The sequence below is a fragment of the Pseudomonas sp. CFSAN084952 genome (genome assembly GCF_009648855.1).
Classification (GTDB): Bacteria; Pseudomonadota; Gammaproteobacteria; order Pseudomonadales; family Pseudomonadaceae; genus Aquipseudomonas; species Aquipseudomonas paracarnis.
Genome location: NZ_CP045767.1, coordinates 2,845,603 through 2,869,722 on the forward strand (window position 1 = coordinate 2,845,603; position 24,120 = coordinate 2,869,722).

The 24,120-nt window shown below is 60.4% G+C and carries 21 protein-coding genes; 10 read left to right on the plus strand and 11 right to left on the minus strand.

Annotated elements, in window-relative coordinates:
* Position 1 precedes the first annotated feature (1 nt).
* Both iolE and iolC read right to left on the minus strand, forming a co-directional pair.
* On the minus strand, positions 2–889 hold the full coding sequence (gene iolE / locus GH769_RS12670; protein ID WP_032901668.1) for a myo-inosose-2 dehydratase: 888 nt from the start codon (positions 887–889) through the stop codon (positions 2–4).
* Positions 890–1,037: 148 nt separating this feature from the next.
* Positions 1,038–2,975 carry a 5-dehydro-2-deoxygluconokinase gene (gene iolC, locus GH769_RS12675; RefSeq protein ID WP_032901669.1) on the minus strand — a complete coding sequence of 646 codons (1,938 nt, stop codon included), beginning with the start codon at positions 2,973–2,975 and terminating at the stop codon, positions 1,038–1,040.
* 284 nt (positions 2,976–3,259) lie between these two features.
* Between iolC and GH769_RS12680 the strand changes: the two genes are divergently transcribed.
* On the plus strand, positions 3,260–4,168 hold the full coding sequence (locus GH769_RS12680) for a MurR/RpiR family transcriptional regulator (protein ID WP_005787722.1): 909 nt from the start codon (positions 3,260–3,262) through the stop codon (positions 4,166–4,168).
* A gap of 214 nt (positions 4,169–4,382) precedes the next feature.
* Here the strand turns inward: GH769_RS12680 and GH769_RS12685 are convergent, their stop codons facing one another.
* Positions 4,383–5,288 (minus strand): hypothetical protein, encoded by a 906-nt coding sequence (locus GH769_RS12685; RefSeq protein WP_032901670.1) that lies wholly within the window; start codon positions 5,286–5,288, stop codon positions 4,383–4,385.
* Positions 5,289–5,663: 375 nt separating this feature from the next.
* On the opposite strand from GH769_RS12685, the gene GH769_RS12690 reads away from it, so the two are divergent.
* Complete coding sequence (locus tag GH769_RS12690) at positions 5,664–6,347, plus strand: response regulator transcription factor (RefSeq protein WP_003191687.1); 684 nt, start codon at positions 5,664–5,666, stop codon at positions 6,345–6,347.
* Positions 6,325–7,716 carry a HAMP domain-containing sensor histidine kinase gene (locus GH769_RS12695; RefSeq protein ID WP_014718775.1) on the plus strand — a complete coding sequence of 464 codons (1,392 nt, stop codon included), beginning with the start codon at positions 6,325–6,327 and terminating at the stop codon, positions 7,714–7,716. The genes GH769_RS12690 and GH769_RS12695 overlap by 23 nt, the downstream gene beginning before the upstream one ends.
* A gap of 7 nt (positions 7,717–7,723) precedes the next feature.
* Here GH769_RS12695 and GH769_RS12700 read toward each other — a convergent pair whose 3' ends face one another.
* Positions 7,724–9,325 (minus strand): murein L,D-transpeptidase, encoded by a 1,602-nt coding sequence (locus tag GH769_RS12700; protein WP_020301790.1) that lies wholly within the window; start codon positions 9,323–9,325, stop codon positions 7,724–7,726.
* A 39-nt stretch (positions 9,326–9,364) separates the two neighbouring features.
* On the opposite strand from GH769_RS12700, the gene GH769_RS12705 reads away from it, so the two are divergent.
* Positions 9,365–10,093 (plus strand): murein L,D-transpeptidase catalytic domain family protein, encoded by a 729-nt coding sequence (locus GH769_RS12705; protein WP_019817186.1) that lies wholly within the window; start codon positions 9,365–9,367, stop codon positions 10,091–10,093.
* A gap of 30 nt (positions 10,094–10,123) precedes the next feature.
* The gene (locus GH769_RS12710) at positions 10,124–10,870 is read left to right on the plus strand and encodes a creatininase family protein (RefSeq protein WP_014718778.1); all 747 of its coding nucleotides are present in this window, start codon (positions 10,124–10,126) and stop codon (positions 10,868–10,870) included.
* 281 nt (positions 10,871–11,151) lie between these two features.
* Here the strand turns inward: GH769_RS12710 and GH769_RS12715 are convergent, their stop codons facing one another.
* Together GH769_RS12715 and GH769_RS12720 are read right to left on the minus strand one after the other, a co-directional pair.
* Positions 11,152–11,493: a hypothetical protein gene (locus GH769_RS12715; RefSeq protein ID WP_032901671.1), complete on the minus strand. Its 342-nt coding sequence runs from the start codon at positions 11,491–11,493 to the stop codon at positions 11,152–11,154.
* Between the two features lie 45 nt (positions 11,494–11,538).
* Entirely contained in the window at positions 11,539–12,183 is a 645-nt protein-coding gene (locus GH769_RS12720) for a hypothetical protein (RefSeq protein ID WP_014718780.1), read from the minus strand.
* Between the two features lie 139 nt (positions 12,184–12,322).
* Between GH769_RS12720 and GH769_RS12725 the strand changes: the two genes are divergently transcribed.
* Positions 12,323–12,607 carry a hypothetical protein gene (locus tag GH769_RS12725; protein WP_014718781.1) on the plus strand — a complete coding sequence of 95 codons (285 nt, stop codon included), beginning with the start codon at positions 12,323–12,325 and terminating at the stop codon, positions 12,605–12,607.
* Here the strand turns inward: GH769_RS12725 and yfcF are convergent.
* Entirely contained in the window at positions 12,566–13,198 is a 633-nt protein-coding gene (gene yfcF, locus GH769_RS12730; protein ID WP_020301788.1) for a glutathione transferase, read from the minus strand. The two genes, GH769_RS12725 and yfcF, sit on opposite strands and share 42 nt — an antisense overlap.
* A gap of 146 nt (positions 13,199–13,344) precedes the next feature.
* Here yfcF and GH769_RS12735 point away from each other — a divergent pair, with 146 nt between their 5' ends.
* On the plus strand, positions 13,345–14,784 hold the full coding sequence (locus GH769_RS12735; RefSeq protein WP_032901672.1) for a hypothetical protein: 1,440 nt from the start codon (positions 13,345–13,347) through the stop codon (positions 14,782–14,784).
* Here the strand turns inward: GH769_RS12735 and GH769_RS12740 are convergent.
* Positions 14,781–15,323, minus strand: a complete 543-nt coding sequence (locus GH769_RS12740) for a DUF924 family protein (RefSeq protein WP_032901674.1) — start codon at positions 15,321–15,323, stop codon at positions 14,781–14,783. The genes GH769_RS12735 and GH769_RS12740 overlap by 4 nt on opposite strands.
* Before the next feature lie 71 nt (positions 15,324–15,394).
* Between GH769_RS12740 and GH769_RS12745 the strand changes: the two genes are divergently transcribed.
* Positions 15,395–16,549: a DUF1624 domain-containing protein gene (locus tag GH769_RS12745; RefSeq protein WP_032901675.1), complete on the plus strand. Its 1,155-nt coding sequence runs from the start codon at positions 15,395–15,397 to the stop codon at positions 16,547–16,549.
* A 249-nt stretch (positions 16,550–16,798) separates the two neighbouring features.
* Here GH769_RS12745 and metE read toward each other — a convergent pair whose 3' ends face one another.
* The gene (metE, locus tag GH769_RS12750) at positions 16,799–19,087 is read right to left on the minus strand and encodes a 5-methyltetrahydropteroyltriglutamate--homocysteine S-methyltransferase (protein ID WP_020302283.1); all 2,289 of its coding nucleotides are present in this window, start codon (positions 19,085–19,087) and stop codon (positions 16,799–16,801) included.
* A 344-nt stretch (positions 19,088–19,431) separates the two neighbouring features.
* Here metE and GH769_RS12755 point away from each other — a divergent pair, with 344 nt between their 5' ends.
* Positions 19,432–20,529, plus strand: coding sequence for a carboxynorspermidine decarboxylase (locus tag GH769_RS12755; protein WP_019817180.1), 1,098 nt, complete (start codon positions 19,432–19,434; stop codon positions 20,527–20,529).
* Between the two features lie 28 nt (positions 20,530–20,557).
* Positions 20,558–21,802, plus strand: a complete 1,245-nt coding sequence (locus tag GH769_RS12760; RefSeq protein ID WP_032901677.1) for a saccharopine dehydrogenase family protein — start codon at positions 20,558–20,560, stop codon at positions 21,800–21,802.
* A gap of 738 nt (positions 21,803–22,540) precedes the next feature.
* Here GH769_RS12760 and GH769_RS12765 read toward each other — a convergent pair.
* On the minus strand, positions 22,541–23,377 hold the full coding sequence (locus GH769_RS12765; protein WP_044483177.1) for an IS3 family transposase: 837 nt from the start codon (positions 23,375–23,377) through the stop codon (positions 22,541–22,543).
* Entirely contained in the window at positions 23,374–23,676 is a 303-nt protein-coding gene (locus GH769_RS29445) for a transposase (protein WP_014717988.1), read from the minus strand. Before GH769_RS29445 ends, GH769_RS12765 begins: the two co-directional genes overlap by 4 nt.
* Positions 23,677–24,120: the final 444 nt, after the last annotated feature.

Below are 24,120 nucleotides of genomic sequence, written 5' to 3' on the forward strand. Positions count from 1 at the left end.
CTCAAGTCCTCTGGTTGAGAAGCGCACGCAGGGTGTCGTAACCCTTCTTGGCGTAGATATAGCTGGGCGCCACGGCCGGGTCCTGCTCGGCTTCCACCACCAGCCAGCCCTTGTAGTTCGCCGCGAGCAACATATCCAGCAACGGTGCGAAGTCGATATCACCATCGCCAGGCACGGTAAAAGTGCCGTTGACGATGCAGTCCGGGAAGCTCCACATCTGGTTGCGCGCCAGTTGCACCACGGGTTTGCGTACATCCTTGAAATGCACATGGCAGACGCGGTCGATATGCTTGCGCAGCACCTCGATGGGTTCGCCGCCGCCCATGTAGCAGTGGCCCGAATCGAACAGCAAGCCGACTTCCGGGCCCGTGCGTTTCATCAACTGGTCGATGTCCTCGGGGGATTCGACGTACGCGCCCATATGGTGGTGATAGGCCAGGCGCACGCCCTGGGACAGGGTGAAACGCGCCAGCTCGGTAAGCTTGTCGGCGTAAGCCTGCCAGGCCTGTTCACTGTGAAAACGCGGGCGCTCGATCAGGCGGATGCGCGAGCCCTGGATCGAGTCAGCCACTTCGCCGTATACCAGTACCGAGGCGCCGTTGTGTTTGAGTAGTTCGACATGGGCGGCAATCGCCTCGATTTCTTCAGCCACCGAACGGTGGGCCAGACGGCTGGAGTACCAACCGGACACCAGCGCCAGGTCATAAGGACGCAGCACGTCAGCGACGCCCTTGGCATCCTTGGGGAATTTGCCGTTGAGTTCAAAACCTTCGTAGCCGATGTCCTTGCCTTCGCTCAGGGCCGTGCTCAGCGGGGTCTCACCGCCGAGGGCCGGGAGGTCGTCGTTGCTCCAGGAGATCGGGTTGATGCCAATTCGGATTGCGGGCATGGCTGCACCTTTTGTTTTTATCTTCAGAATTCACTGGGATCTGCTTTGTGTGGGAGCTGGCTTGCCTGCGATAGCAGTGTGTCAGGCAGTACATTTGCAACGGATAGATTGCTATCGCAGGCAAGCCAGCTCCCACATTTGATCGTATTTACTGTCGGGCGCTGAGCCAGGCATTGATGAGCTGTTCGAAGGTCGCCTGCACCTGCTGGATCAGCGTTTCATCATCAATCTCCCCCGCCATCCACGCCCGGCTCGGCTCGTGGAAGATCGTGCGGCCCACGGCAAACCCACGGCAGGTGCTGCTCTGGCTGGCTTGCTTGAAGCCATCGGCGAGAAACTCGGGGGAAGCATTCAGGCCCAGCAACACCACGCCACGGCAGTAGGGGTCGCGTTCCTGGATCAGTTCGTCGAGCTTTTTCCAGTCTTCGGCCGATTGGGTTTCGATCTTCCACCAGGCCGGGTAAATGCCAAGGTTGTACAGGCGTTTAAGGCTGCGGTAGAGCACGTCCGGGTAGGTGGACGGGTGATCCTTGGGTGGGATGACTTCCAGCAGCAGTTCGTGACCACTGACCAGCGACGCCTCGTACACCGCCTTGAGTTGCGCTTCCTGTTCCAGGCGCAGCATCGGCTCGTCATCGGGGTGAAACTGCACCAGGCACTTGATGATGTGTTCCTGGGGCCAGGCAATCAGGTTGCTGCCGATCGAACGCCCGTGCTCGAACGCCAGGGGCCGCGAGTTCTGCACTTCCACCGGGCGAGCGATCCACCAGCCGCGACCGCTGGCGGCGTTGAGTGCATCCTGGCCAAAGCGTTGGTCGGCTAGCAGGCCCACATCCGCCTCGACGCCCTGCTCGCTGAGTTTGCGCTCCACGTGTTCGATGGCCTGGATAAACAACTGCTTGATGTCGCTGATACGCTCAGGGGCCTGGCCGCCTTTTTGCGCCAACTCCACCAATTGCCAGCGGTGGTCGAAGGCAAAGACGAACAGTTGCTTCCAGACTTTGCGCGGCACCGTGACACGGTGCAGGCGTTGCAGGGTCACGTCCTGGTCCGGCCGGGTGATGGGCACGGGGCTGTTGAACAGGTAATCGAGTTCGGCGGGGGTCGGCATCGCTGGCGCACAGGCGTGGCGCGATACCACCAGGCCGCCACAGGCATTGGCCAACTGGCTGCAACGCTCATCGCTGGCGTCATTGATCCAGCCACTGAGAAAGCCCGACATAAAAGCATCGCCTGCGCCCAGCACGTTGAGCACTTCAACCCGCACGCCAGGATAGATGGCCCCGTCTTCCAGGCGCGCCGGGATTGCGCCGTGGATCACCGTGCAGCCCTGGGGGCCGAGCTTGACCACCAGGGTGGCCGGGGTCAGTTCACGCACGGTGCGCAGGGCCGTGAGCAGGTCTTCACTGCCGCCGGCAATCAGGAATTCCTCTTCGGTGCCGACGATCAGGTCGAAACGCGGCAGGATCTTCTGCACATGCTGGCTGACATTCTGGTCGGCGACGAAACGGGTTTCGCCATCGGCCTTGCCGGCCAGGCCCCACAACACAGGGCGGTAGTCGATGTCCAGCACGCGCTTGACGTTGTGCCTGGCCGCGTAATCCAGGGCCTGGAGGCTGGCTTTGTACACGCCGTCGGTGGAGAAATGCGTACCGGTGATCAACAACGCTTTGCTGGAGGCGATAAAGGCTTCGCTGATGTCTTCGGCGCGCAGGGCCATGTCGGCGCAGTTTTCGCGGTAGAACACCAGGGGGAAGGTTTCGCGGTCCTTGAGGCCCAGCAGGACCAGGGCGGTGAGGCGCTCAGGGTCGACCTTGATGCCACTGACATCACAGCCTTCGCGGGCCAGGGATTCCACCAGGAAACGGCCCATGTGGTCATCTCCGACCCGGCTCAGCATCGCCGACTTCAGCCCCAGCCTGGCGGTGCCGAAAGCGATGTTGGCGGAAGATCCGCCCAGATACTTGGCGAAGCTGGACACATCCTCCAGCCGCGCACCGACTTGCTGCGCATAGAGATCGACGCCCAGGCGCCCGAGGCAAATCAGATCCAATTGACGCCCACTGGCAAAACGAGTCTGGCCCATGCTGGCTCCTGTTATTTTTATCAGCCTGCGCTGTGCCGCCGTGGCGACGGCAAACGCTCTTGGTGGGAGCAGACTAGAACGTCCGGTGGCAGCAATCAATATTTATTCCATAATTATTTTTAGTGGAATATTTTTTCCAATACCTCAGGATAGCGGCACGCCAGCGCCCATGCATCGTTTCAGCAGGCCACGCGGGCCGTGATGCCGGGGTATTTTTTTGCGCCTACCCTGTAGACTTGCGCCACCTATCAGCGCATCAGACGAACACGCCAGAAGGATTGCCCATGTCCCGCACCGATCCCGAGACCACCCTGGAAGAAACTGTCGCCAGCCCTCCGATCAATGCCGAACGCCTGTTGCAGCTGATCACCGACGAATACGAGAGCCTGCCGCGCCAGCTCAAGCGTATCGCCAGCTACATGAGCCAGCAGAGCGACCGGATCATGGTCGACCGCATCAGCGACATCGCCCGGGAATGCGAAGTGCACCCCTCGGCCATCGTGCGGTTCTCCCAGCGTTTCGGCTTTAGTGGGTTCAGTGAGATGCAGGCGCTGTTTCGTGAGGCGTATACCCACAAGACCACGCCGGTACAGAACTACCAGCAGCGCATCCGCAGCATGATCGCCAACAAGTCCCAGAAGGCCAGCGGCGGCGACCTGGCGCGCGAGTGCGTCAACGCCACCCTCTCGGGCATCGAACGCTTGGGGCTGGAGTTGGACGATGCGGCCTTCGAGAAAGCCGTGGACCTGGTGGTCAATGCCGACAACATCTACGTGGTCGGCGTGCGCCGCTCCTTTGCGGTGGCCGACTACCTGGTCTACAACCTGCAGCACACAAACAAGCGCATCCACCTGATCTCGGGGCTAGGCGGCAGTTATCGCGAGCAGATGCGCAGCGTGCGCGCCAATGACCTGGTGATAGCCATCAGCTTCACGCCCTACGGCAAAGAGACCCAGCACTGCCTGCGCATCGCACAGCATCACCAGGCCAAGACCCTGATCATCACCGACAGCAACCTGTCGCCCCTGGCCAAGCGCGCGAATGCGGTGCTGTTGGTCAATGAAGGCTCCTCGTTTGCTTTCCGCTCGCTGAGCGCCACGCTGTGCCTGTGCCAGGCGTTGTTCATTGCGGTGGCGTATCGGTTGGAATTGAAGGTGGATGAAATTCATGAGCAGGTCGGGTTCGACGACTGACGGGGCTTGCCCTACCCCTGCCCCTGTAGGAGCGAGCTTGCTCGCGAAAAACGCAAGAACGCCGCGGCCATTTTGAATGAGCGCGGCGCCTAGCAGTTCTTCGCGAGCAAGCTCGCTCCTACAATTAGTGCATGAAAATCGCGATCAGGATGATCACCGGAATCGGCACGCCGAGGAACCACAGCAGTAATGAGCGCATCATGTTCTCCTTGAATTAACGAACGTAGTTTTCGGTTTCGACGTACACCACGGCATCCCGGCGGCGACCGCCAAAGGTGGCGGCGAAGCTGGCGAAGAACGCACCGATGAGCAAGGCCACGAAGGTCCACAGGGACGTGTAGGCCGCTACTTTCGCCGCGGTTTCAGCGGCTTGTTTGGCTTTGAGCTTGGCGTCTTCAACGGCTTTGCGCGCGTCGCCATAGACCTTGTCGATACGCGCTTCGGCATCGGCCTGGCTCAGGTTGGTGCGCTGGCTGATCAGTTGGGCCAGGTAGGCGCGATCTTCCGCTGCCAGTTGGCCGTCGTTGCTCAACGTACGCGTCAGGATACGACCGACCACGGCGTGGGCTGCATCATCGCTGACCGCCGCTGGGCGATCATCGCGGAACAGGCTGTCGACGTAATAACCGAAGTCACCACTGTCGGCACCTTTTGCCGCGCTGCCGGCAGCTTGGGTGAGGCCGCTGGCGGCGCCCGATGCCACGCTGGCGCCAGCTTTCACGCCGCCGCTGACCACACTGCTGACCGAGCCGACCACCAACATCGCCGTGATCAATGTGGCCACTGCCCACGCCAGGAAGCCATGGGCGGTGTCGCGAAAGTACACCTCGTCGCTGTGCATATTGGCCCACTTCACCCGCAAACGACCGGCGATATAGCCGCCCAGGCCAGAAGCGACAATCTGGGTGAACGCCAGCCAGACAATCGTGGAAATGCCAAGGCCCTTGGCGCTGATACCGCTGTCAGCCCAAGGCGACACCGCCGAAAAGCCCAGGCCGAAGCCCAGCAACACCAGGATCAATGACAAGGCGGCCGCTGCAGCAGCACCGGCGAAAATCGCCCCCCAGGAAACCCCGGAGAGCGTGCTTGACTCTTGCAGCGTGGATGAGGATGTGATCATTGTTGTTTTGCTCCAGGCACGAAAAATGATGTTACAAGTCTCAAAACGGACAGTGCAGGCAGCGTGCCAGCTGCGATTAAATTTAAATTCCTTTAATTTCAATGATTTATTTAAATTGAACTTAGCCAGATCATGCAGGTTGCAATAAACGGCGATATTAGGCGGGCGTAATGCACTCCCCTGTGGGAGCTGGCTTGCCTGCGATAGCGGCATGGCAGCCAACGAATATGCCAGCAGGTAAGCCGCCATCGCAGGCAAGCCAGCTCCCACAGTGCGATGTCGGCTTTAAGAAGATGAAGTTTTATTTAGGAAACATTCAGCAACTTCTTGGCAAAATGTCGCCACTTCTAGTGTGAACGCTCACCAGGTAATCCTATGACCCGCATTTTGACCATCGAGGATGACGCCGTAACGGCCCGCGAGATTGTCGCCGAGCTGAGTAGCCATGGACTGGACGTAGATTGGGTGGACAACGGCCGCGAGGGCCTGGTCCGTGCCGTGAGTGGTGATTACGACCTGATCACCCTTGACCGCATGCTGCCCGAACTGGATGGCCTGGCCATCGTCACCACGTTACGCACTATTGGGGTGTCTACGCCGATCCTGATGATCAGCGCCCTCTCCGATGTCGACGAGCGCGTGCGCGGCCTGCGTGCCGGCGGCGACGATTACCTGACCAAGCCGTTCGCCTCGGATGAAATGGCCGCCCGTGTCGAAGTGCTGCTGCGGCGTAAAAGTACGGTCCAGGAGTTCGAAACCGCCCTGCGCGTGGCCGACCTGGAACTGAACCTGATCAGCCGCGAAGCCAGCCGCGCCGATCAACCGCTGACCCTGCTGCCCACTGAATACAAACTGCTTGAATTCCTGATGCGCAACACCGGGCAGATCCTGTCGCGGATGATGATTTTCGAGGAAGTCTGGGGCTATCACTTCGACCCCGGCACCAACCTGATCGACGTGCACATCGGCCGTTTGCGCAAGAAAATCGACCCACCGGGCCTCACGCCGCTGATCCGCACGGTACGAGGCTCGGGTTATGTCATTGCTGAACCCCTCTAAAGGTTGGCGCTCTTCCAGCAGCCGTTTGCTGGCGCTGTACAGTTCGTTATTCGTGGCGTGGAGTTGCATCCTCATGGGGGTGCTGTACTACGAGGTCTCAGGCTACCTCAGCGACTTGTCGCGCCATTCCCTGTTGCAGCGCCAGCATCTTTTCCAGCGTTTCGACGGCGAAGAGCTGGTGGAAGCGCTGACCACCAGCATGACCTTCGACATGAAGGGCGTGGACGCCTACGGCCTGTTCGATGAGCAATTTCGTCCCTTGAGCGGGCCGATCCGTGCCGTGCCACCCGACTTGCCGCTGGATGGCAAGATCTACGCCTTGACCAATTGCGTGCAATCCGACGATCCCAAACTGCCCAAGGACAGTTGCGACGCCGTGGCCACCCACACCGAGGACGGCCGCTGGCTGGTGTTGGTGCGCGCCAACGGCTCGTTGTTCGGGGTAACGCGGATTATCTGGCACGCCCTACTGTGGGCACTGTCCTTGACCATCATCCCCGGCGCTGCCGGCTGGCACCTGCTGCGCCGTCGCCCGTTGCGGCGTATTCGCGGGATCCAGGCCAGCGCCGAGGCCATCGTCGCCGGCGACCTCACGCACCGGTTGCCGCTGTCCAACCGGCGCGACGAGCTGGACATGCTTGCCGCCATCGTCAATGCCATGCTCGACCGCATCGAAAAACTGATGAACGAGGTCAAGGGCGTGTGCGACAACATCGCCCACGACCTGCGCACCCCGCTCACCCGCTTGCGCGCCCAGCTTTACCGCATCAAGCAACAAGCCGAGGAAGACTCGGCCCACGCGGTAAAGCTCGATGACGCCATCGCCGAAACCGACACGCTGATGGCGCGTTTTCGCGGGCTGCTGCGCATCTCGGAACTGGAAGACCACCAGCGCCGCTCGGGCTTCCTGGTGCTGGACCCGCTGCCGTTGCTGCGCGAGCTGCATGACTTCTATCTGCCCCTGGCCGAAGAAGGCGAACTGGAGCTGGTGTTACAAGCGCCTGATTCACTGCCGTGGATTACCGGTGACCGTGCGCTGCTATTCGAAGCCCTGGCCAACCTGCTGAGTAACTCGATCAAGTTCACCCCGCCCAAGGGCAAGGTGATCCTGCGAGCAGTCAACGACCTGGGCAGTACGCGCATCGAAGTGCTCGACTCCGGGCCAGGCATTCCGGCTGCCGAGCGCGCGTCGGTGTTCCAGCGTTTCTATCGGGTCGATGAGAGTGATCAGCAAGGCGGCTTTGGGCTAGGCCTGTCGATTGTGGCGGCGATCATCAACTTGCATGGGTTCAAGCTGGAGGTGGGCACCAGTGAGTTGGGCGGCGCCCGCCTGGTGCTGGAATGCCGCCAGCAACTGATGCCGGAATAAGCGCGCCCTAGAGCACGCTGCCCATGGCCTTGATCAACACCGGGTCACGCGCATAAATATCCGGCGCGTACACCAACTCGCCCTGACGATCCACTTCTACCGTCCAATACCCCAACAGCACCGGCACCGGCGTGGCCAGCCTGAATTCATGGGTTTCGCCGGTCGCCAGCAGCTCATCGGTGCGGGTGCGTTCGGCGGGCGTTACCAGCAGGTCGCGCAATAACAACGGTTGCTCGACCCGCACGCATCCCGAACTGAACGCCCGTGGGCCCTTGGTGAACAAGGGTTGGCTGGGGGTGTCATGCAGGTACACCGAATACGGATTGGGAAAGCGCATCACAATCTTGCCCAGCGGGTTACGCGGACCGGCCTGCTGGCGCAGCAGGATATTGCCGGGGCGTGCCCAGTCGACCTGGTCGGGCGTCAAGGGGTGACCTTCGGCGTCGAGCACTTGCAGGTTTTGCTGGCGCAGGTATTCAGGGTTGAGACGGATGGCGGGCAGTTTGTCCTCGCGCATGATGGTCGGTGGGATGGTCCAGGTGGGGTTGAGGGTCAGCCGGGTAATACGCGACTTGAGCAACGGCGTCTGGCGTTCGGCCCGGCCTACTTGCAGGCGGGTTTGCCACACCGGGATGCCGCTCTGGTACACGCTCAGTTGCGCGGCGGCCACATTGACCACGACGCCTTCAGGCTCCAGGTCCTGGGCCAGCCAGCGGAAGCGCTCCAGGTTGATGCGCAGTTGTTCACGACGCATCGCCGGGCTGATATTGAGTTCAGCCACGGTGCCGGCGCCGACCACGCCGTCGGCCTGCAACGAGTGGCTGAGCTGGAAGGCTTTCACCGCCTTGACCAATTCGCCCTGGTATTGCTTGCCGTTGCCGCTGGGCAACTGGGCCAGGTAGCCACCGCTGTGCAGGCGCCGCGCCAACTCCGGCACCCGGGCGTCGTTCATACCCGGGCGCAGCAACGCGCCCTCGGCGACCGGGTCCCAATGGGGCAGCGGCTGCTGGCGCACGCCGGCATAGGCATTGCGCAGGCTGCGGTACAAATCGGCGCTGGGCCGCGCATGATCGAAGGCTTGGGCCATGTCTTGCAGGCCGGTGGCGGCGAACGCCAGTACTTGGGTATTCGGATCGCCACTGGGTGGCTGGGAGTGCCAGAGGGGCTCAAAGCGCGATTGCTGCAGGCGCCCGTAATGCAAATCCTGCAGGGCTTGCAGGTACTGCTGGCTGTTGGCGATATCGCTGCACAGCACGTTGGCCGTGGCATCCGCCGCGGGCAAGCTATAGTGGGTGGGGTCCAGGCCATCGTCGGCAAGCATCAGCAACTGGCTGTGCAAGGCATGCCGGCGTTCGTCAGCCGACCATAGCGGGGCATCGCCCTGCTGCTGGTAAAAGGCTTGTAGGCGCGCCAGCGCGGCGGCATCGATACGCGGCGCAAGGTGCGGGCAGACACTGGTCAACTGCGCTAACGCCTGTTGCAACGGCGCCAGCGCGACCGGCGCAGGGGTGGTGACGGGCAATGGCTCCACCGGCAGCGTTTCGGCTGTAGCGACCAATGGTGCAACGAGCAGGCAAATGCTCAAGTAACATGCGTGTTTTTTGAACAATTGACTTAGCTCCACTCCACAGCGGGGACTCGACTGTAGATGCTGACTTTTATACGCCTGCTCAGGCTAACCAGCCTGGGCTTGATCACTGGGTGCCTGGCTTTATTGAGCAATGTTGCGCTCGCCGCCAATGGCACCTCTCCTTCCCTGTATAGCAGCCTGGCGCGCTCGGCTCCAGAACTCAATCCCACCGTGCTGAAAAGCGCCCTGAGCGCCGTGCAGTGCGCGGTCAATAACGGCGAGGAGCGTTCCGATCGCCTTGCGGTTATTGACTACTCCCAGCCCTCGACCGCCCGTCGCCTATGGATCTTCGACCTGCGCAAAAAGACCTTGGTTCTACGCGACCTGGTGGCTCACGGTGCCAAGTCCGGGGAAAACTTCGCTACCCAGTTCTCCAATCTCGAGGGCAGCCACCAGTCGAGCCTGGGCTTGTTCCGCACCCAGGAAAGCTACTTGGGCGCCCATGGCTACTCGCTACGCATGGACGGTCTGGAACCCGGCTTCAATGACCAGGCCCGCGACCGCGCCATCGTGATTCATGCTGCCGACTACGTCAGCCCATTGTGGAGCAAGCGCGAAGGCCGTATCGGCCGCAGCCAGGGTTGCCCGGCCGTGCGTCCGCAAGTCGCCCGCCAAGTGGTGGACAAGCTCAAGGACGGGCAGTTCATGTTTTCGTGGTACCCCGACCAGCGCTGGCTGAAGTCATCGACCTACCTCAATTGCAAACCCCAACAGGTGGCGAGTAGTCGTACAATCCGTGGCGGATAGCCTGTCCCCACTGATAAAAGAGAACGTCGCATGCTTCTACACACCTCCACCTGGATCGAAATCGGGCAGTTCCTGGAACGCAGCCGCACGGTGGTGATTCCCATCGGTTCCAACGAGCAACATGGCCCCACCGGCCTGCTGGGCACTGACTGGATGTGCCCGGAGATCATCGCCCACCACGCCCAGAAGCACGCCGACATCCTGGTCGGCCCGACCTTCAATATCGGCATGGCCCAACACCACCTGGGCTTTCCCGGCACCATCTCCCTGCGCCCTTCCACCTTTATCGCCGCGATTGGCGACTGGGTGCGCTCGCTGGCCGGGCATGGTTTCGAAAAGATCCTGTTCCTGAACGGTCACGGCGGCAACATCGCCACGATTGAAGCGGCGTTCTCCGAGCTGTACGCCGAAGCCAGCTTCGCCCGCCGCCCGGCCGGGTTTGCGCTGAAACTGGTGAACTGGTGGGACCTGGAAGGCGTCACTGACCTGGCCCAGCGTCAATTCCCGGTGGGGCATGGCAGCCACGCCACGCCATCGGAAATTGCCGTGACGCAGTGGGCGTATCCGGATGCGATCAAGTCTGCCGAGTACTCACCGCAAATCGCCAACACTGGTCCGATCCGTGAAGCCCTGGACTTCCGTGCGCGCTTCCCTGACGGCCGCATGGGCTCGGACCCGGCGTTGGCTACTGTGGAGAAAGGCGGTGAGTTGGTGGCGTTGGCGGCGCAGGGATTGGTCAAGACTGTCGACAGCTTCAGCAACGAAGCCAAACCCTGATCCAAATGGGGCCAATACCCTGTAGGAGCGAGCTTGCTCGCGAAAGAAGTCAACGATTACGCGCGCTCCCGAATAAACGCGGCGCCTATGAGTTTTTCGCGAGCAAGCTCGCTCCTATGTATTGCCCACAGAATCAGCGCCTAGCGCAGATCCCCTGTGGGAGCGGGCTTGCCCGCGAAGGCGGCGTGTCAGTCACTGAATATTTAACTGAACCACCGCTTTCGCAGGCAAGCCAGCTCCCACATTGGTTACAGGGTGGGTTGCGTTATGTGTGTGCGGGTTTATTTGCAATCCTGCGCGGCCTGCTCCAGCCGCGATGGTTTGATCGCCGAAGCCAACGGCTTGCGCTCATACAGGAACACTTTGGTGCCGTCCTGGGACTTGTAGGCCTCCAGCACATCATCGGCGGCAATCTTGCTGGTCAACAGCACCTTGGCGTGGCGCGAGTTCTGGGTGACGGTCGAGGTGATGCCGTGCTTTTCCAGCTTGGGCAATACGCATTGCACATAGCCATCGGGGGTCTTGTAGGTTTGCAGGGTCAGCGATGGGGCGTTGGGCGCCGTGATACAACCGGTCAGCAGCAACGAAGCACAAGCCAGGGCCGAGGCGAAGAAAGAGCGCATAAACATTCCTGAAAATAACCAAATAGGGTTCACAACCATCGCGGATCAACCTGCGCGAACCAGGGCCTTGAGCGACGCATCGAACTGCTTCAGGGCATCTTGCTGTACATCGCGTTGTTGCTCGATCAGTGCAGCAATCTCCGGCGCCGCCTTGTCGTGCACCCACACTGACGGCACGTGCTTATCCACCGAGCCTTCGGCCTTGGCGATAAATTGCAGGTTCGCGTCGTAGAAGCGTGCGACAAAGCGTGCTTCGACCCGGTCATTACGCTGGGTGAGCAATTGGTTATGGGTATCGAGCACCACCACCACATCCGGGTGCGCCTGCACCAACTCATCCAGGCTGCTATAGACCGTCACCGAGAGAAAAGTGCCCTGCAACGAGTGCATCAACCAGTCGATCGCCAGTTCCGGGTCGGAGCTGTTGACGAACGCCTCGCGAATCCGCCCATCCAGGGCATCCTTGGCGCCGTTCTGCGCCATGGCGTGGTAGCGTTCAAGGTAGCTGAGGTTGTCGCGGGTGTTTTCACTGAACAATACCCCCACCGACTGGGCACGCTGCAGGGAGTCTACGCTACCCACCAGTGGCAGCAAATGGCCTGTACGCACTTCATCGGCCATCGCCGGGGTGGTCATGACCGCGGTGCCCAGCATCAGGGCCATCAAAGCCAACTGGATAATCGTCCTCATCGCGCATTTTTCCTTGGGCTGCGTCTCGATGTGCAGATTCTGCGCGTTTGGCGAAAAAACAGAACTTGTGATCCTTGATGGTGACTATCATTTGAACCGATAGTGTCAGGCCGCCCATAAAATCTATAAGGACCCCGCCATGAAGCCCTACCAGAAAATCTTCGATCGTATCCGCGAGGCGGTACTGCCAGAGTTTCGCGAGCGAGTCGCCGACTACCTGGTTGAGTACGAAACCGTGTTGCTGAACTCACACGCCGACGCCGCGAAAAGCAGCGCCAGCGCCGAGCAATTGCGCGGTTATTTGCGCGGTTTGAACACCATGCGCGTGCTGGGCATGGCCGACTGGGAAGACCTCGACCGGCGTGTTGCCCAGCAGGCACAACTAGAGCGCGGGCCGTCGCAGCTCGACCCACTCGCGCACTGACGGCCGCTGCCACTGGCGTTGCGCGTAGGCCACCAGCTGCGCTGGCATGGCGTCACCGTTGAGGATCAGGCGATTGAGCATCACCGCCAGGTCCACATCGGCAATCGACCACTGGCCGCACAGGTACTCGCGGTTATCCGCCAGCAAGGCTTGCGCCGCGCTGATCAACTTGGTCGCGGCGGCTTGAGCCTCTGCTGACAACGGCGGCCTCTTCTGCGAGCAGAACACCACCAGGGTCGAGCGCTCCTGGCGAATCGGCAGCAAGTCGCTGCGCAACCACGCTTGAACCTGTCGCGCCCTCGCCCGCTGTTGCACATCCGCCGGGTACACGCGGGTTTCGGGGTAGGCCTGGTCCAGGTACTCGGTGATGGCCGAAGACTCAGACAATGCAAAATCACCGTCTACCAAGGTCGGCACTCGCTGGGTCAGGGAGCGTTGGGCGTAATCTGCCGCCTGGGTTTGCCCGGCATCGAGGTCCAGGGTGAGGGTCTCGAACGCCAGGCCTTTTTCGCGCAAGGCGACAAACACCGACATGGCATAGGGGCTGGTAAACAGCGAATCAACGTAGAGGTGCAGCGGGCCTTGGCTCATGGGCAATCTCCTGGGGTGAGGCGTCACGCTACGAGATCCCGGCCGATAAAGACAATGCAGGGTTTTTATGGGGGCATTCCTGGCGGGAATAGCGCGGCTAGTGGCAATATTATGGCTACCGCTGATTTTCAAGGAAGGAACAGCACATGAAACAAGCAGTTGTGGTTATCCACGGCATCGGCGAGCAGCGCCCAATGGACACCTTGCGCGGCTTTGTCGAAGCGATGATCCCCACGGACACCCCCGATGGCAAACCTCTGTACTGGAGCAAGCCGGATCGGCTATCGCGCAACTTCGACCTGCGCGTACTGAAGGCCTCGGGCCGTACCTCGACGGATTTCTATGAGTACTACTGGGCCCACAAGATGCAGGGCACCAAGTTCGGCCATCTGCTGGGCTGGCTGTGGGACATCTTCAAGCGCCCGCGTCGCGACATTCCCGAGGCCATCGTGCCGATCTGGCGCAGCACGCGCTGGACGGTGCTGGTGTTATTGCTGCTGGTTGCCAGCGGTACATTGGCCACGGCCTGGGGCCAATTGCCCCCCAGCGACAACCCCTTCGCGCTGATCCCCCTGCTGCTCGTGGCCATGGGACTGGGGCTGCGCTATTCGGCGCTGGCGTACCTGGGAGACGCCGCACGCTACCTCAGCCCCAACCCGCAGAACGTGAGGGTGCGCGAGCAGATCCGTGCCGACGGTGTAGACCTGCTGCGTGCCCTGCACAACCAGGGCGACTACGAGCGCATCATCGTCGTGGGTCACAGCCTGGGCAGCGTGATTGCCTATGACATCGTCGGCTACCTCTGGCATGAATACCACGACCAACTGACCCAACTGACCCCCAGCAACCGTGAGCTGGCGGCCCGTTATGCCAACCGCGAACCGCTGCAACCGGTGGTCAAGGATGCCCTGCCCGCCGCCGGCGCCTTGCTGGACGGCAGCCTGAGCAGCCTGTTGAATTTTCGTCAGCAACAGACCGAAGCTTTTGCCGAACAGCGCGGCCTGGGCAACCCCTGGCGCATCACCGACCTGGTCACGGTCGGCAGCCCAATGGCCCACGCCAGCCTGTTGCTGGGCCGCAGCGTCAGTGACTTCCAGCAGCGTATGGAACGCCGCGAAGCCCCGGCCTGCCCGCCCACCGAAGACACCCAAGGCTACGGCTACAACGCTCGCCAACCGCTGGTGCTCGGCCAAAAGCCCTTCACCCCGCACTACCTGCACCACGCCGCAGCCTTTGCCGTCACGCGCTGGACCAACCTGTACTTCCCTGCCCCCTTCGGCCTGTTCGGCGACATCGTCGGCGGCCCGGTCAAGCCCGTGATGGGCGGCGGCGTGCTGGACTTGCCGGTGACCGTGGGCAATGGCAAAGGCTGGCTGGCCAAATCCTGGTTGAGCCACACTCACTATTGGAGCGAACGCGGCGGTACGCAGGGTTACCTCAGCGCACTGGGCAAGGATGAACAGGCGATCAACCAGGGCCCGCGTCCTTCGGCCACTGAAGCGTTGCGATGGGCGATTGACCTCAAGGGTGTGCGGCGGTTTCGCCGTGTTGGCGCCCAGCGAAGCCTGGCGCCAGAGCACGCCTAACCGGCGAAGCCACCGGCCTTGAGGAAGGCGCGTTCTTCGTCGGTGCTCGTCCTGCCCAACACCCCATTGCGATGCGGAAACCGCCCGAACCGCTCGATGATGTCGGCATGCTCCTTGGCCCAGTGGTAGGTGCTGGCATCCAACTGCTGGTTCAGGGCCAGGGAGCGTTGCTGGTCCTGGGGGTCTTCCGAATGTTCAAAAGGCAAATAGCAGAACGCACGCAACTGAGGTTCAACCTGTTGATCCAATCCTGCGTCCACCATCGTTCGCGCATACAACCGCGCCAGCGGGTCGGTGGCGAACATATGCGCCGTGCCGCGAAAGGCGTTGCGCGGGTACTGATCCAGCAGGATCAATAACGCCAGCGCGCCATCCGCCGTGGTCAACCAGTCTTCGAGTTCACGCCGTGCAGCCTGCATATGAGCCGCGTTGAATCTATCGCGAAAGTCCCTATCGAACCCCTCGTCCTTGGCGAACCAACGCTTGGGCCCCGCCTGTTTCCAGAACGCGATTACGGCTTCGGCCGAGTGTGGGGTCATGCTTGTCATCAGCGCCTCGCTTAATGTTATAGAATAACGTCAATATTTTGCCTGCGTGTGATCCTTAACTTATGACTGACGCTATGACTTTACGCAAACGCCTGCTGTCCATCGACGCCCTGCGCGGCCTGGTGATCCTGTTTATGTTGCTGGACCACGTGCGTGAAACCTTCTTGCTGCACCGCCAGGTCAGCGACCCCATGAGCATAGACAGCACCGAGCCTGCGTTGTTTTTCAGCCGCACCCTGGCCCACTTGTGCGCGCCGGTGTTTGTGCTGCTCACCGGATTGTCGGCTTGGCTGTACGGCCAGAAATATCAGGGCCGTCGCGACGTGTCGGCATTCTTGTTCAAGCGCGGGCTGTTCCTGGTGGTGCTGGAATTCACCCTGGTCAACTTCGCGTGGACCTTCCAACTGCCACCCAGCGTGATCTATATGCAAGTCATCTGGGCCATCGGCATCAGCATGATCGCCCTCGCCGCTTTGGTTTGGCTACCGCGTGCCTGGCTGATCGGCTTGGCGCTGGTGATTATCGCCGGGCACAACCTGCTCGATGGGTTGCACGTTGCAGCGGGCTCGATGTTGCATGTGCCGTGGACGATCTTGCATGAACGCAACTGGATTGAAGTCTCTGAAAACCTGCGCCTGCGCACCACCTACCCGGTGCTGCCATGGATCGGTGTGATTGCCCTGGGTTACGGCCTCGGGCCATGGTTTGCCGATGCCACGCTTCCGGCTGTGCGCCAGCGTTATTTACGGGTCGCGGGGGTGGGCGCGTTGGTGGGCTTTGGGTTGCTGCGCGCGCTCAACGGCTATGGCGAGCAGCCTTGGCAGGTGTATGACAGCAGCGTGCTGACGCTGATGAGCTTTTTCAACATCACCAAGTATCCGCCTTCGCTGTTGTTTCTGGCGTTGACCCTGGGGATTGGCTTGCTGTTGCTGCTGGCGTTTGAACGCGCGGGGCATAAGCGCTGGATCGGCGTGCTGGCGGTGTTCGGCGCGGCGCCGATGTTCTTTTATCTGTTGCACCTTTATGTACTGAAAATCCTCTATGTGGCCTGCGTTGCGCGGTTTGGCCTCAACCAGGGCAATTACTTTGGCTTCGACGGTATCGGTGCGGTGTGGCTGGCAGCGCTGCTGTTGCCGATTGCCCTGTACTTGCCGGTACGTTGGTTCGCCGGCCTGAAAGCACGGCGGCGGGACCTGGCGTGGCTCAAATACCTCTGACCTGATGCAGGCTAATTGTGCGGGGCGGTGTGTCAGCTACTAAATATTCAACTGAACCACCGCTTTCGCAGGCAAGCCAGCTCCCACACTGGTTACGCATCGCCCACATAATCAGCGCCTGCCACAGATCCCCTGTGGGAGCGGGCTTGCTCGTGAATACGGTGTGTCAGCCACTGCTGCTGTGACTGGAAGACCGCATTCGCGAGCAAGCCCGCTCCCACAGTTTTTAACCGCGCCCGGGCTCAGGAATCAGGCCAGTTCAGCACGCAGTTGGCGAGCGGCGGTGACCATATGAATGAGCGCCGCCTCGGTCTCCGGCCAGCCCCGCGTCTTCAAGCCGCAATCGGGGTTCACCCATAAGCGCTCTGCCGGAATCCGCTTGGCGGCCTTGCGCAGCAAGTTGGCCATTTCCGAGGCATCCGGCACCCGCGGCGAGTGGATGTCGTAGACCCCCGGGCCGATCTCATTCGGGTAGGCGAAGGCTTCGAACGCGTCGAGCAGCTCCATGTCCGAGCGGGAGGTTTCGATGGTGATCACGTCGGCATCCATGGCGGCGATGGACTCGATCACATCGTTGAACTCGCTGTAGCACATGTGAGTGTGGATCTGGGTTTCATCGCTCACGCCACTCGCACACAAACGAAACACTTCAGTCGCCCAGTCGAGGTAGGGTTGCCACTGCGCCTGGCGCAACGGCAAGCCCTCACGAAAAGCCGCTTCGTCGATCTGCACGATCTTGATGCCGGCGGCTTCCAGATCGACCACTTCGTCACGAATCGCCAGGGCCAGTTGCCGGGCTTGCACTTCTCGGCTCACGTCTTCCCGTGGGAACGACCACATCAACATGGTCACCGGGCCCGTCAGCATGCCCTTCATCACCTTGTCGGTGAGGCCTTGGGCATAGCGAATCCACTCCACGGTCATGGCGTTCGGGCGGCTCAGGTCGCCGACAATCACTGCGGGTTTCACGCAACGCGAACCGTAACTCTGCACCCAACCGAACCGGGTAAACACGTAGCCATCCAGTTGTTCGGCGAAGTACTCGACCATGTCGTTACGCTCGGCTTCACCGTGCACCAACACGTCCAGGCCGAGGTTTTCCTGCACCTCGACAGCGTGCTTGATCTCACTGTGCATGGCATCGACGTATTCGGCGTGGCTCAACTTGCCGGCCTTGTACGATTGGCGCGCCAGGCGGATCGACGCGGTCTGTGGGAACGAGCCGATGGTGGTGGTCGGGAACAGCGGCAGGTTAAGGCCGGCCCGTTGCTTTTCGATGCGCTGGGCAAACGGCGACTGGCGCTGGCTGTCCTGCGCCGTGATGGCGGCCACACGAGCTTGAACGGCAGGTTTGTGAATGCGTGACGATGCGGCGCGAGCTGCCTGCACCGCGCGGCTCTCAGCCAGGGCGGTGAGTACGCCAGGGGCTTCGGGCTGATCAACGGCCTTGGCCAGTAGCGCCACTTCCGCACACTTCTGCACGGCGAAGGCCAGCCAGCTTTTCAATTCGGCATCCAACTGGTCTTCCCGTTCCAGGTCCACCGGGCTGTGCAGCAGCGAGCAGGACGGCGCGACCCACAGGCGATCGCCCAACTTCTCATGGGCATGCTGCAAGATGGCCAGGGTTTTTTCCAGGTCGCAACGCCACACGTTTCGGCCGTTGACCACGCCCAGGGACAGCACCTTGTACGCTGGCAGACGGTCGAGGATGGTCGGGTACTGGTCCGGTGCACGCACCAGGTCGATATGCAGGCCATCCACCGGAAGATTGGCAGCCAGGCCAAGGTTTTCTTCCAGGCCGCCGAAGTAAGTGGCCACCAATTTTTTCAGCGGGTCGCGCTGGATCAGGTTATAGGCGCGCTCAAAAGCGTTCTTCCAGTCCTGGGGCAGATCGAGCGCCAGGATTGGCTCATCGATCTGCACCCATTCCACGCCCAATTCGGCCAGGCGCTGGAATATCTGGCCATACAGCGGCAGCAGTCGCTCGAGCAGGTCGAGCCTGTCGAAGTCAGCGCCCTTGGCCTTGCCCAGCCACAAATAGGTCAGCGGGCCGATCACCACGGGCTTGACGCTGTGCCCCAGGTCGAGGGCTTCCTGGACCTCTTCGAAGAGTTGATCCCACGCCAGGTGGAATTGCTGATCGACGCTGAACTCCGGCACCAGGTAGTGATAGTTGGTGTCGAACCACTTGGTCATCTCCTGGGCATGGGCACCGCCGCAGCAGCTGTCACTGACGCCACGGGCCATGGCGAACAAGGTATGCAACGTGGCCTGGCCATCGACCGGGCGGAACCGCTCAGGGACCACACCGAACATCAACGAATGGGTCAGCACCTGGTCGTACCAGGCGAAATCACCGACCGGCAACAGTTCGATACCGGCTTGCTGTTGCAGCGCCCAGTGGGTGCTTCGCAAGTCACGGCCAACGGCGCGCAGGCCGGCTTCGTCGAGCTCACCCTTCCAGAACGCTTCCTGCGCTTTTTTCAGTTCACGATCGCGTCCAATGCGTGGAAACCCGAGGGAATGAGCGACTGCCATGACTTACAACTCCGATGGTCTAATTGATGGCGGTCATTGTCGGCAGAGGGATGTCTTGAGACAAACTCATTTTGCTCTAGATCATCACAAGATTCACTCATGTTCAGGTGGGCATGATATTAGCGGCGCTACTGTGGGTGTTTGTGGTGCCAGAGCCGGCGTCATCGCGGCCTCGCTGAGGCTCGAGCGCTCCCACAGGGGGCGGGGTGATTCTTATGAACGGTCATACTTACGCCCTATGCTTAACGTGGCGCGCAAAATCCGCCGGCTAACCTTTCGATCTGTTCCAAGTGCGGGCACAATGCGTGTCCTTTTTTGGCAGGCACCGCCGCAGGCTCTCAAAAATGATCAAAACGCCGTACTACCTCATCGATAAACAGAAGCTTCTGGTCAACATGCAGAAGATTGCCTACGTGCGCGAACAGTCCGGCGCCAAGGCTCTGCTGGCGCTCAAGTGCTTTGCCACCTGGTCGGTATTCGACTTGATGCAGCAATACATGGACGGCACCACCTCGTCGTCGCTGTATGAGCTCAAGCTCGGCCGCCAGAAGTTCGAAGGTGAAGCGCATGCCTACAGCGTGGCCTGGGCCGACGATGAAATCGAAGAGATGCTGGAGAACTGCGACAAAATCATCTTCAACTCCATCAGCCAACTGCAGCGTTTTGCCGAACGCAGCGAAGGCAAGATCCGCGGCCTGCGTGTGAACCCGCAGGTGAGCAGCTCTGACTACCTGCTGGCCGACCCGGCGCGCCCGTTCAGCCGCCTGGGCGAGTGGGACCCGGTGAAGATCGATGGCGTGATCGATCAGATCTCCGGCTTCATGTTCCACAACAACTGCGAGAACGGCGACTTCAGCCTGTTCGACAAGATGCTCGGCACCATCGAGGAACGTTTCGGTGCGCTGCTGCACAAGGTCAAGTGGGTCAGCCTCGGCGGCGGCATCCATTTCACCGGTGAAGGCTATGCACTGGATGCATTCTGCGCACGGCTCAAAGCGTTCTCCGAGAAGTACGGCGTGCAGGTCTACCTGGAACCCGGCGAAGCGGCGATCACCAATAGCGCCTCCCTGGAAGTCACCGTGCTCGACACCCTCTACAACGGCAAGAATCTCGCCGTGGTCGACAGCTCCATCGAAGCCCACCTGCTGGACCTGCTGATCTACCGCCTCAACGCCAAACTGGCGCCGAGCGAGGGTGAACACACCTACATGGTGTGCGGCAAATCCTGCCTGGCCGGGGACATCTTCGGCGAGTATCAATTTGATCGTCCGCTGGCCATCGGCGATCGGCTGTCGTTCATCGACACCGCAGGCTACACCATGGTCAAGAAAAACTGGTTCAACGGCCTGAAAATGCCGTCCATCGTAGTGAAACAACTCGACGGTACAGTCGAGGTGGTTCGTGAATTTGGTTACGACGACTACCTGTCCAGCCTGTCCTGAGCTGGCGGATAAAGGAGAGATAAAGCAATTGAAAAAGAACGTTCTTATCATTGGTGCAGGAGGTGTCGCCAAGGTGGTGGCCCACAAGTGCGCGCAGCACAACGACGAACTCGGTCGTATTGCTATCGCGTCGCGCAACATCTCCAAATGCCAGGCCATCATCGACAGCGTCAAGGCCAAGGGTAGCCTCAAGGTTCCCGCCGATATCCAAGCCTTCGCGCTGAACGCCCTGGACGTGGAAGCGACCAAGGCCCTGATCCGCGAGACTGATTCGCAGATCGTCATCAACGTCGGCTCCGCCTTCCTCAACATGTCGGTACTGCGTGCCTGCATCGACACGGGCGTGGCTTACCTCGACACCGCCATCCACGAAGAGCCGGGCAAGGTCTGCGAGACCCCGCCGTGGTACGGCAACTACGAGTGGAACCACCTGCAAGAGTGCAAACAGAAGAACATCACCGCCATCCTTGGCGTGGGCTTCGACCCAGGTGTCGTCAACGCGTATGCCGCGCTGGCGCAGCAACAGCATTTCGACCGCATTGATTCGATCGACATTCTCGACGTCAATGCCGGCTCCCATGGCAAATACTTCGCCACCAATTTCGATCCGGAAATCAACTTCCGCGAATTTACCGGGCAGGTGTGGAGCTGGCAGAACAGCCAGTGGACCAGCAACACCATGTTCGAAGTCAAACGCACCGACGACCTGCCGGTAGTTGGCTCGCAGAACCTCTACCTCACCGGCCACGATGAAGTGCACTCGCTGTCGAAAAACCTCGACGTGCCCAACGTGCGTTTCTGGATGAGCTTCGGCGAACACTACATCAACGTGTTCACCGTGCTGAAAAACCTCGGCCTGCTCTCCGAACAGCCGGTCAAGACCGCCGAAGGCCTGGAAGTGGTGCCGTTGAAAGTGGTCAAGGCCGTGCTGCCCGACCCGTCTTCGCTCGCCCCGGGCTACACCGGCAAGACCTGCATCGGCGACCTGGTCAAAGGCACCAAGGATGGCCAGCCGCGTGAGATGTTCATCTACAACGTGGCTGATCATGAAGAGGCCTATGCCGAGACTGACAGCCAGGGCATCTCCTACACCGCAGGCGTACCACCGGTAGCCGCTGCACTGCTGGTGGCGCGTGGCGAGTGGGATGTGAAGCACATGGCCAACGTCGAGGAACTGCCAGCTGAGCCGTTCCTCAAGGCGCTGGATGTGATGGGCTTGCCGACTCGGATCAAAGACGAGAACGGTGATCGGGCCTGGGATGCGACGGCCTGATAGGCCATAGCTGACCGAGCAAAAAATGCGCCCCAAGGGGCGCATTTTTTGTTTTGGCTCACCTACAATTCGAAGAACAATGAGGATCAAAATGTGGGAGCTGGCTTGCCTGCGATGGCGACCAGTCAGTCAATGATTCTTCAACTGAACCACCGCTTTCGCAGGCAAGCCAGCTCCCACACTGGTTGTGGGTTGCCCACAGAATTGGCGCCAGGCATAGATCCCTGTAGGAGCGGGCTTGCCCGCGATGGCGACCTGTCAGTCAATGATTCTTCAACTGAACCACCGCTTTCGCAGGCAAGTCAGCTCCCACACTGGTTGTGGGTTGCCCACAGAATTGGCGCCAGGCATAGATCCCTGTGGGAGCGGGCTTGCCCGCGATGGCGACCTGTCAGTCAATGATTCTTCAACTGAACCACCGCTTTCGCAGGCAAGCCAGCTCCCACACTGGTTGTGGGTTGCCCACGGAATTGGCGCCAGGCATAGATCCCTGTGGGAGCGGGCTTGCCCGCGATGGCGACCTGTCAGTCAATGATTCTTCAACTGAGCCACCGCTATCGCAGGCAAGCCAGCTCCCACACTGGTTGTGGGTTGCCCACAGAATCGGCACCCGGCATAGAACCCTGTGGGAGCGGGCTTGCCCGCGATGGCGACCTGTCAGTCAATGATTCTTCAACTGAGCCACCGCTATCGCAGGCAAGCTGAACTGGTCAAGTAATCTTGGACACCGATTAAGGTTCACGCCACCAACCTTTCCTTCGCGACCGGCGACCGGTAGTCGTTGTAGCTGTGAGGCCTGCTGATGTTGTAGCGCGAGACATAGCGCTGCACGTCTGCCCGGGCCTCATGTTCCAGTTTGTAGCCCGTTTCAGGAACCCACTCTGATTTCAAACTACCAAAGAAACGCTCCATGGGGGCGTTGTCCCAGCACTCGCCTTTACGGCTCATACTTTGTCTAAATCCGTGTTTCACAAGCTCGTTTCGGAATTTATGACTGGTGTACTGACAACCTTGGTCTGAATGAAACAACACATCCTGGGGGCGGCCGCGTAGCTCAACCGCCATGCGTAGCGCTTCGCAGGTCAGATTGGCATCAGAAATCATCGAGAACGACCAACCCACGATCCTCCGAGCGTACAAATCCAGAACGGCGGCGAAGTACATCCATCGCTTGCCGACCTTGATGTAAGTTACGTCGCCACACCACACCTGGTTAACCGCCGTTACATCAAATTTTCGCTTGAGCACGTGCGGCGCAACCAATGCCTCAACGCCCGGCGACTTGTACTTATGGCGCCTGCGCTGACGACTAGCGATGCCAGCTTCGCGCATCAAACTGCGAGCCATATAACGTCCGATACGATGCCCTTTGGCTTTTAGCTCCTTGGACAAAGTACGTGCGCCGGCCGACTCTCTGGACGCCCTGTGGTGCTTGACCAGCGCGGCTTTGAGCTTGTCCCGTTCAGGATTTGCTCTGCCCTGGCGCTGGCGCCAGGCGTAGAAACTACTACGGTTGATCCCAAACGCCCGGCAACACCTTTTAACGCCGTATTGCTCGTCCAGCTCATCGATCAGCGTGAATGATCTTTGGCGTCCAAAAGCAGGAGAGCACTGGCCTTTTTTAGGATTTCAATGTCCAGGTCTTTCTCCCTGAGTAGGGCTTTGAGCCTCTGGATTTCTCGCTGATCAGCGGTAATCGCCTTGGCCCCTACCGGGGTCGAACCCAGGCGTTCTTTCTGCACTTGATCGACCCAGCGGCGTAGAGCAGTGGGGCCGATATCTAGGCTGGCACAGACCTCAGTAACCGGCTGGCCTTCATCCAGCACCATGCTGGCAGCCTTGAGCTTGAACTCACTCGAATAAGATTTACGCATATCCAAACACCTCAGATTTGGGCGCTATCATAACGCCCGATTGAAGTGTCCAAAATCATTAGGCCAGTTCAGCTTGCCCGCGATGGCGACCTGTCAGTCAATGATTCTTCAACTGAACCACCGCTTTCGCAGGCAAGCCAGCTCCCACACTGGTTGTGGGTTGCCCACGGAATTGGCGCCAGGCATAGATCCCTGTGGGAGCGGGCTTGCCCGCGATGGCGACCTGTCAGTCAATGATTCTTCAACTGAGCCACCGCTATCGCAGGCAAGCCAGCTCCCACACTGGTTGTGGGTTGCCCACAGAATCGGCACCCGGCATAGAACCCTGTGGGAGCGGGCTTGCCCGCGATGGCGACCTGTCAGCCAATGATTCTTCAACTGAACCACCGCTTTCGCAGGCAAGCCAGCTCCCACACTGGTTGTGGGTTGCCCACAGAATTGGCG

Excerpts from the sequence above, each read along its gene's own strand:
- GH769_RS12725 (WP_014718781.1), top strand. The coding sequence starts at position 12,323 with ATGAAGCCCTACCAGAAAATCTTCGATCGTATCCGCGAGGCGGTACTG.
- yfcF (WP_020301788.1), bottom strand. The coding sequence starts at position 13,198 with ATGAGCCAAGGCCCGCTGCACCTCTACGTTGATTCGCTGTTTACCAGC.
- GH769_RS12715 (WP_032901671.1), bottom strand. The coding sequence starts at position 11,493 with ATGCGCTCTTTCTTCGCCTCGGCCCTGGCTTGTGCTTCGTTGCTGCTG.
- GH769_RS12695 (WP_014718775.1), top strand. The coding sequence starts at position 6,325 with ATGTCATTGCTGAACCCCTCTAAAGGTTGGCGCTCTTCCAGCAGCCGT.
- iolC (WP_032901669.1), bottom strand. The coding sequence starts at position 2,975 with ATGGGCCAGACTCGTTTTGCCAGTGGGCGTCAATTGGATCTGATTTGC.
- GH769_RS12735 (WP_032901672.1), top strand. The coding sequence starts at position 13,345 with ATGAAACAAGCAGTTGTGGTTATCCACGGCATCGGCGAGCAGCGCCCA.
- GH769_RS12755 (WP_019817180.1), top strand. The coding sequence starts at position 19,432 with ATGATCAAAACGCCGTACTACCTCATCGATAAACAGAAGCTTCTGGTC.
- GH769_RS29445 (WP_014717988.1), bottom strand. The coding sequence starts at position 23,676 with ATGCGTAAATCTTATTCGAGTGAGTTCAAGCTCAAGGCTGCCAGCATG.
- iolE (WP_032901668.1), bottom strand. The coding sequence starts at position 889 with ATGCCCGCAATCCGAATTGGCATCAACCCGATCTCCTGGAGCAACGAC.
- GH769_RS12740 (WP_032901674.1), bottom strand. The coding sequence starts at position 15,323 with ATGACCCCACACTCGGCCGAAGCCGTAATCGCGTTCTGGAAACAGGCG.
- GH769_RS12710 (WP_014718778.1), top strand. The coding sequence starts at position 10,124 with ATGCTTCTACACACCTCCACCTGGATCGAAATCGGGCAGTTCCTGGAA.
- GH769_RS12680 (WP_005787722.1), top strand. The coding sequence starts at position 3,260 with ATGTCCCGCACCGATCCCGAGACCACCCTGGAAGAAACTGTCGCCAGC.
- GH769_RS12685 (WP_032901670.1), bottom strand. The coding sequence starts at position 5,288 with ATGATCACATCCTCATCCACGCTGCAAGAGTCAAGCACGCTCTCCGGG.
- metE (WP_020302283.1), bottom strand. The coding sequence starts at position 19,087 with ATGGCAGTCGCTCATTCCCTCGGGTTTCCACGCATTGGACGCGATCGT.
- GH769_RS12705 (WP_019817186.1), top strand. The coding sequence starts at position 9,365 with ATGCTGACTTTTATACGCCTGCTCAGGCTAACCAGCCTGGGCTTGATC.
- GH769_RS12690 (WP_003191687.1), top strand. The coding sequence starts at position 5,664 with ATGACCCGCATTTTGACCATCGAGGATGACGCCGTAACGGCCCGCGAG.
- GH769_RS12720 (WP_014718780.1), bottom strand. The coding sequence starts at position 12,183 with ATGAGGACGATTATCCAGTTGGCTTTGATGGCCCTGATGCTGGGCACC.
- GH769_RS12745 (WP_032901675.1), top strand. The coding sequence starts at position 15,395 with ATGACTGACGCTATGACTTTACGCAAACGCCTGCTGTCCATCGACGCC.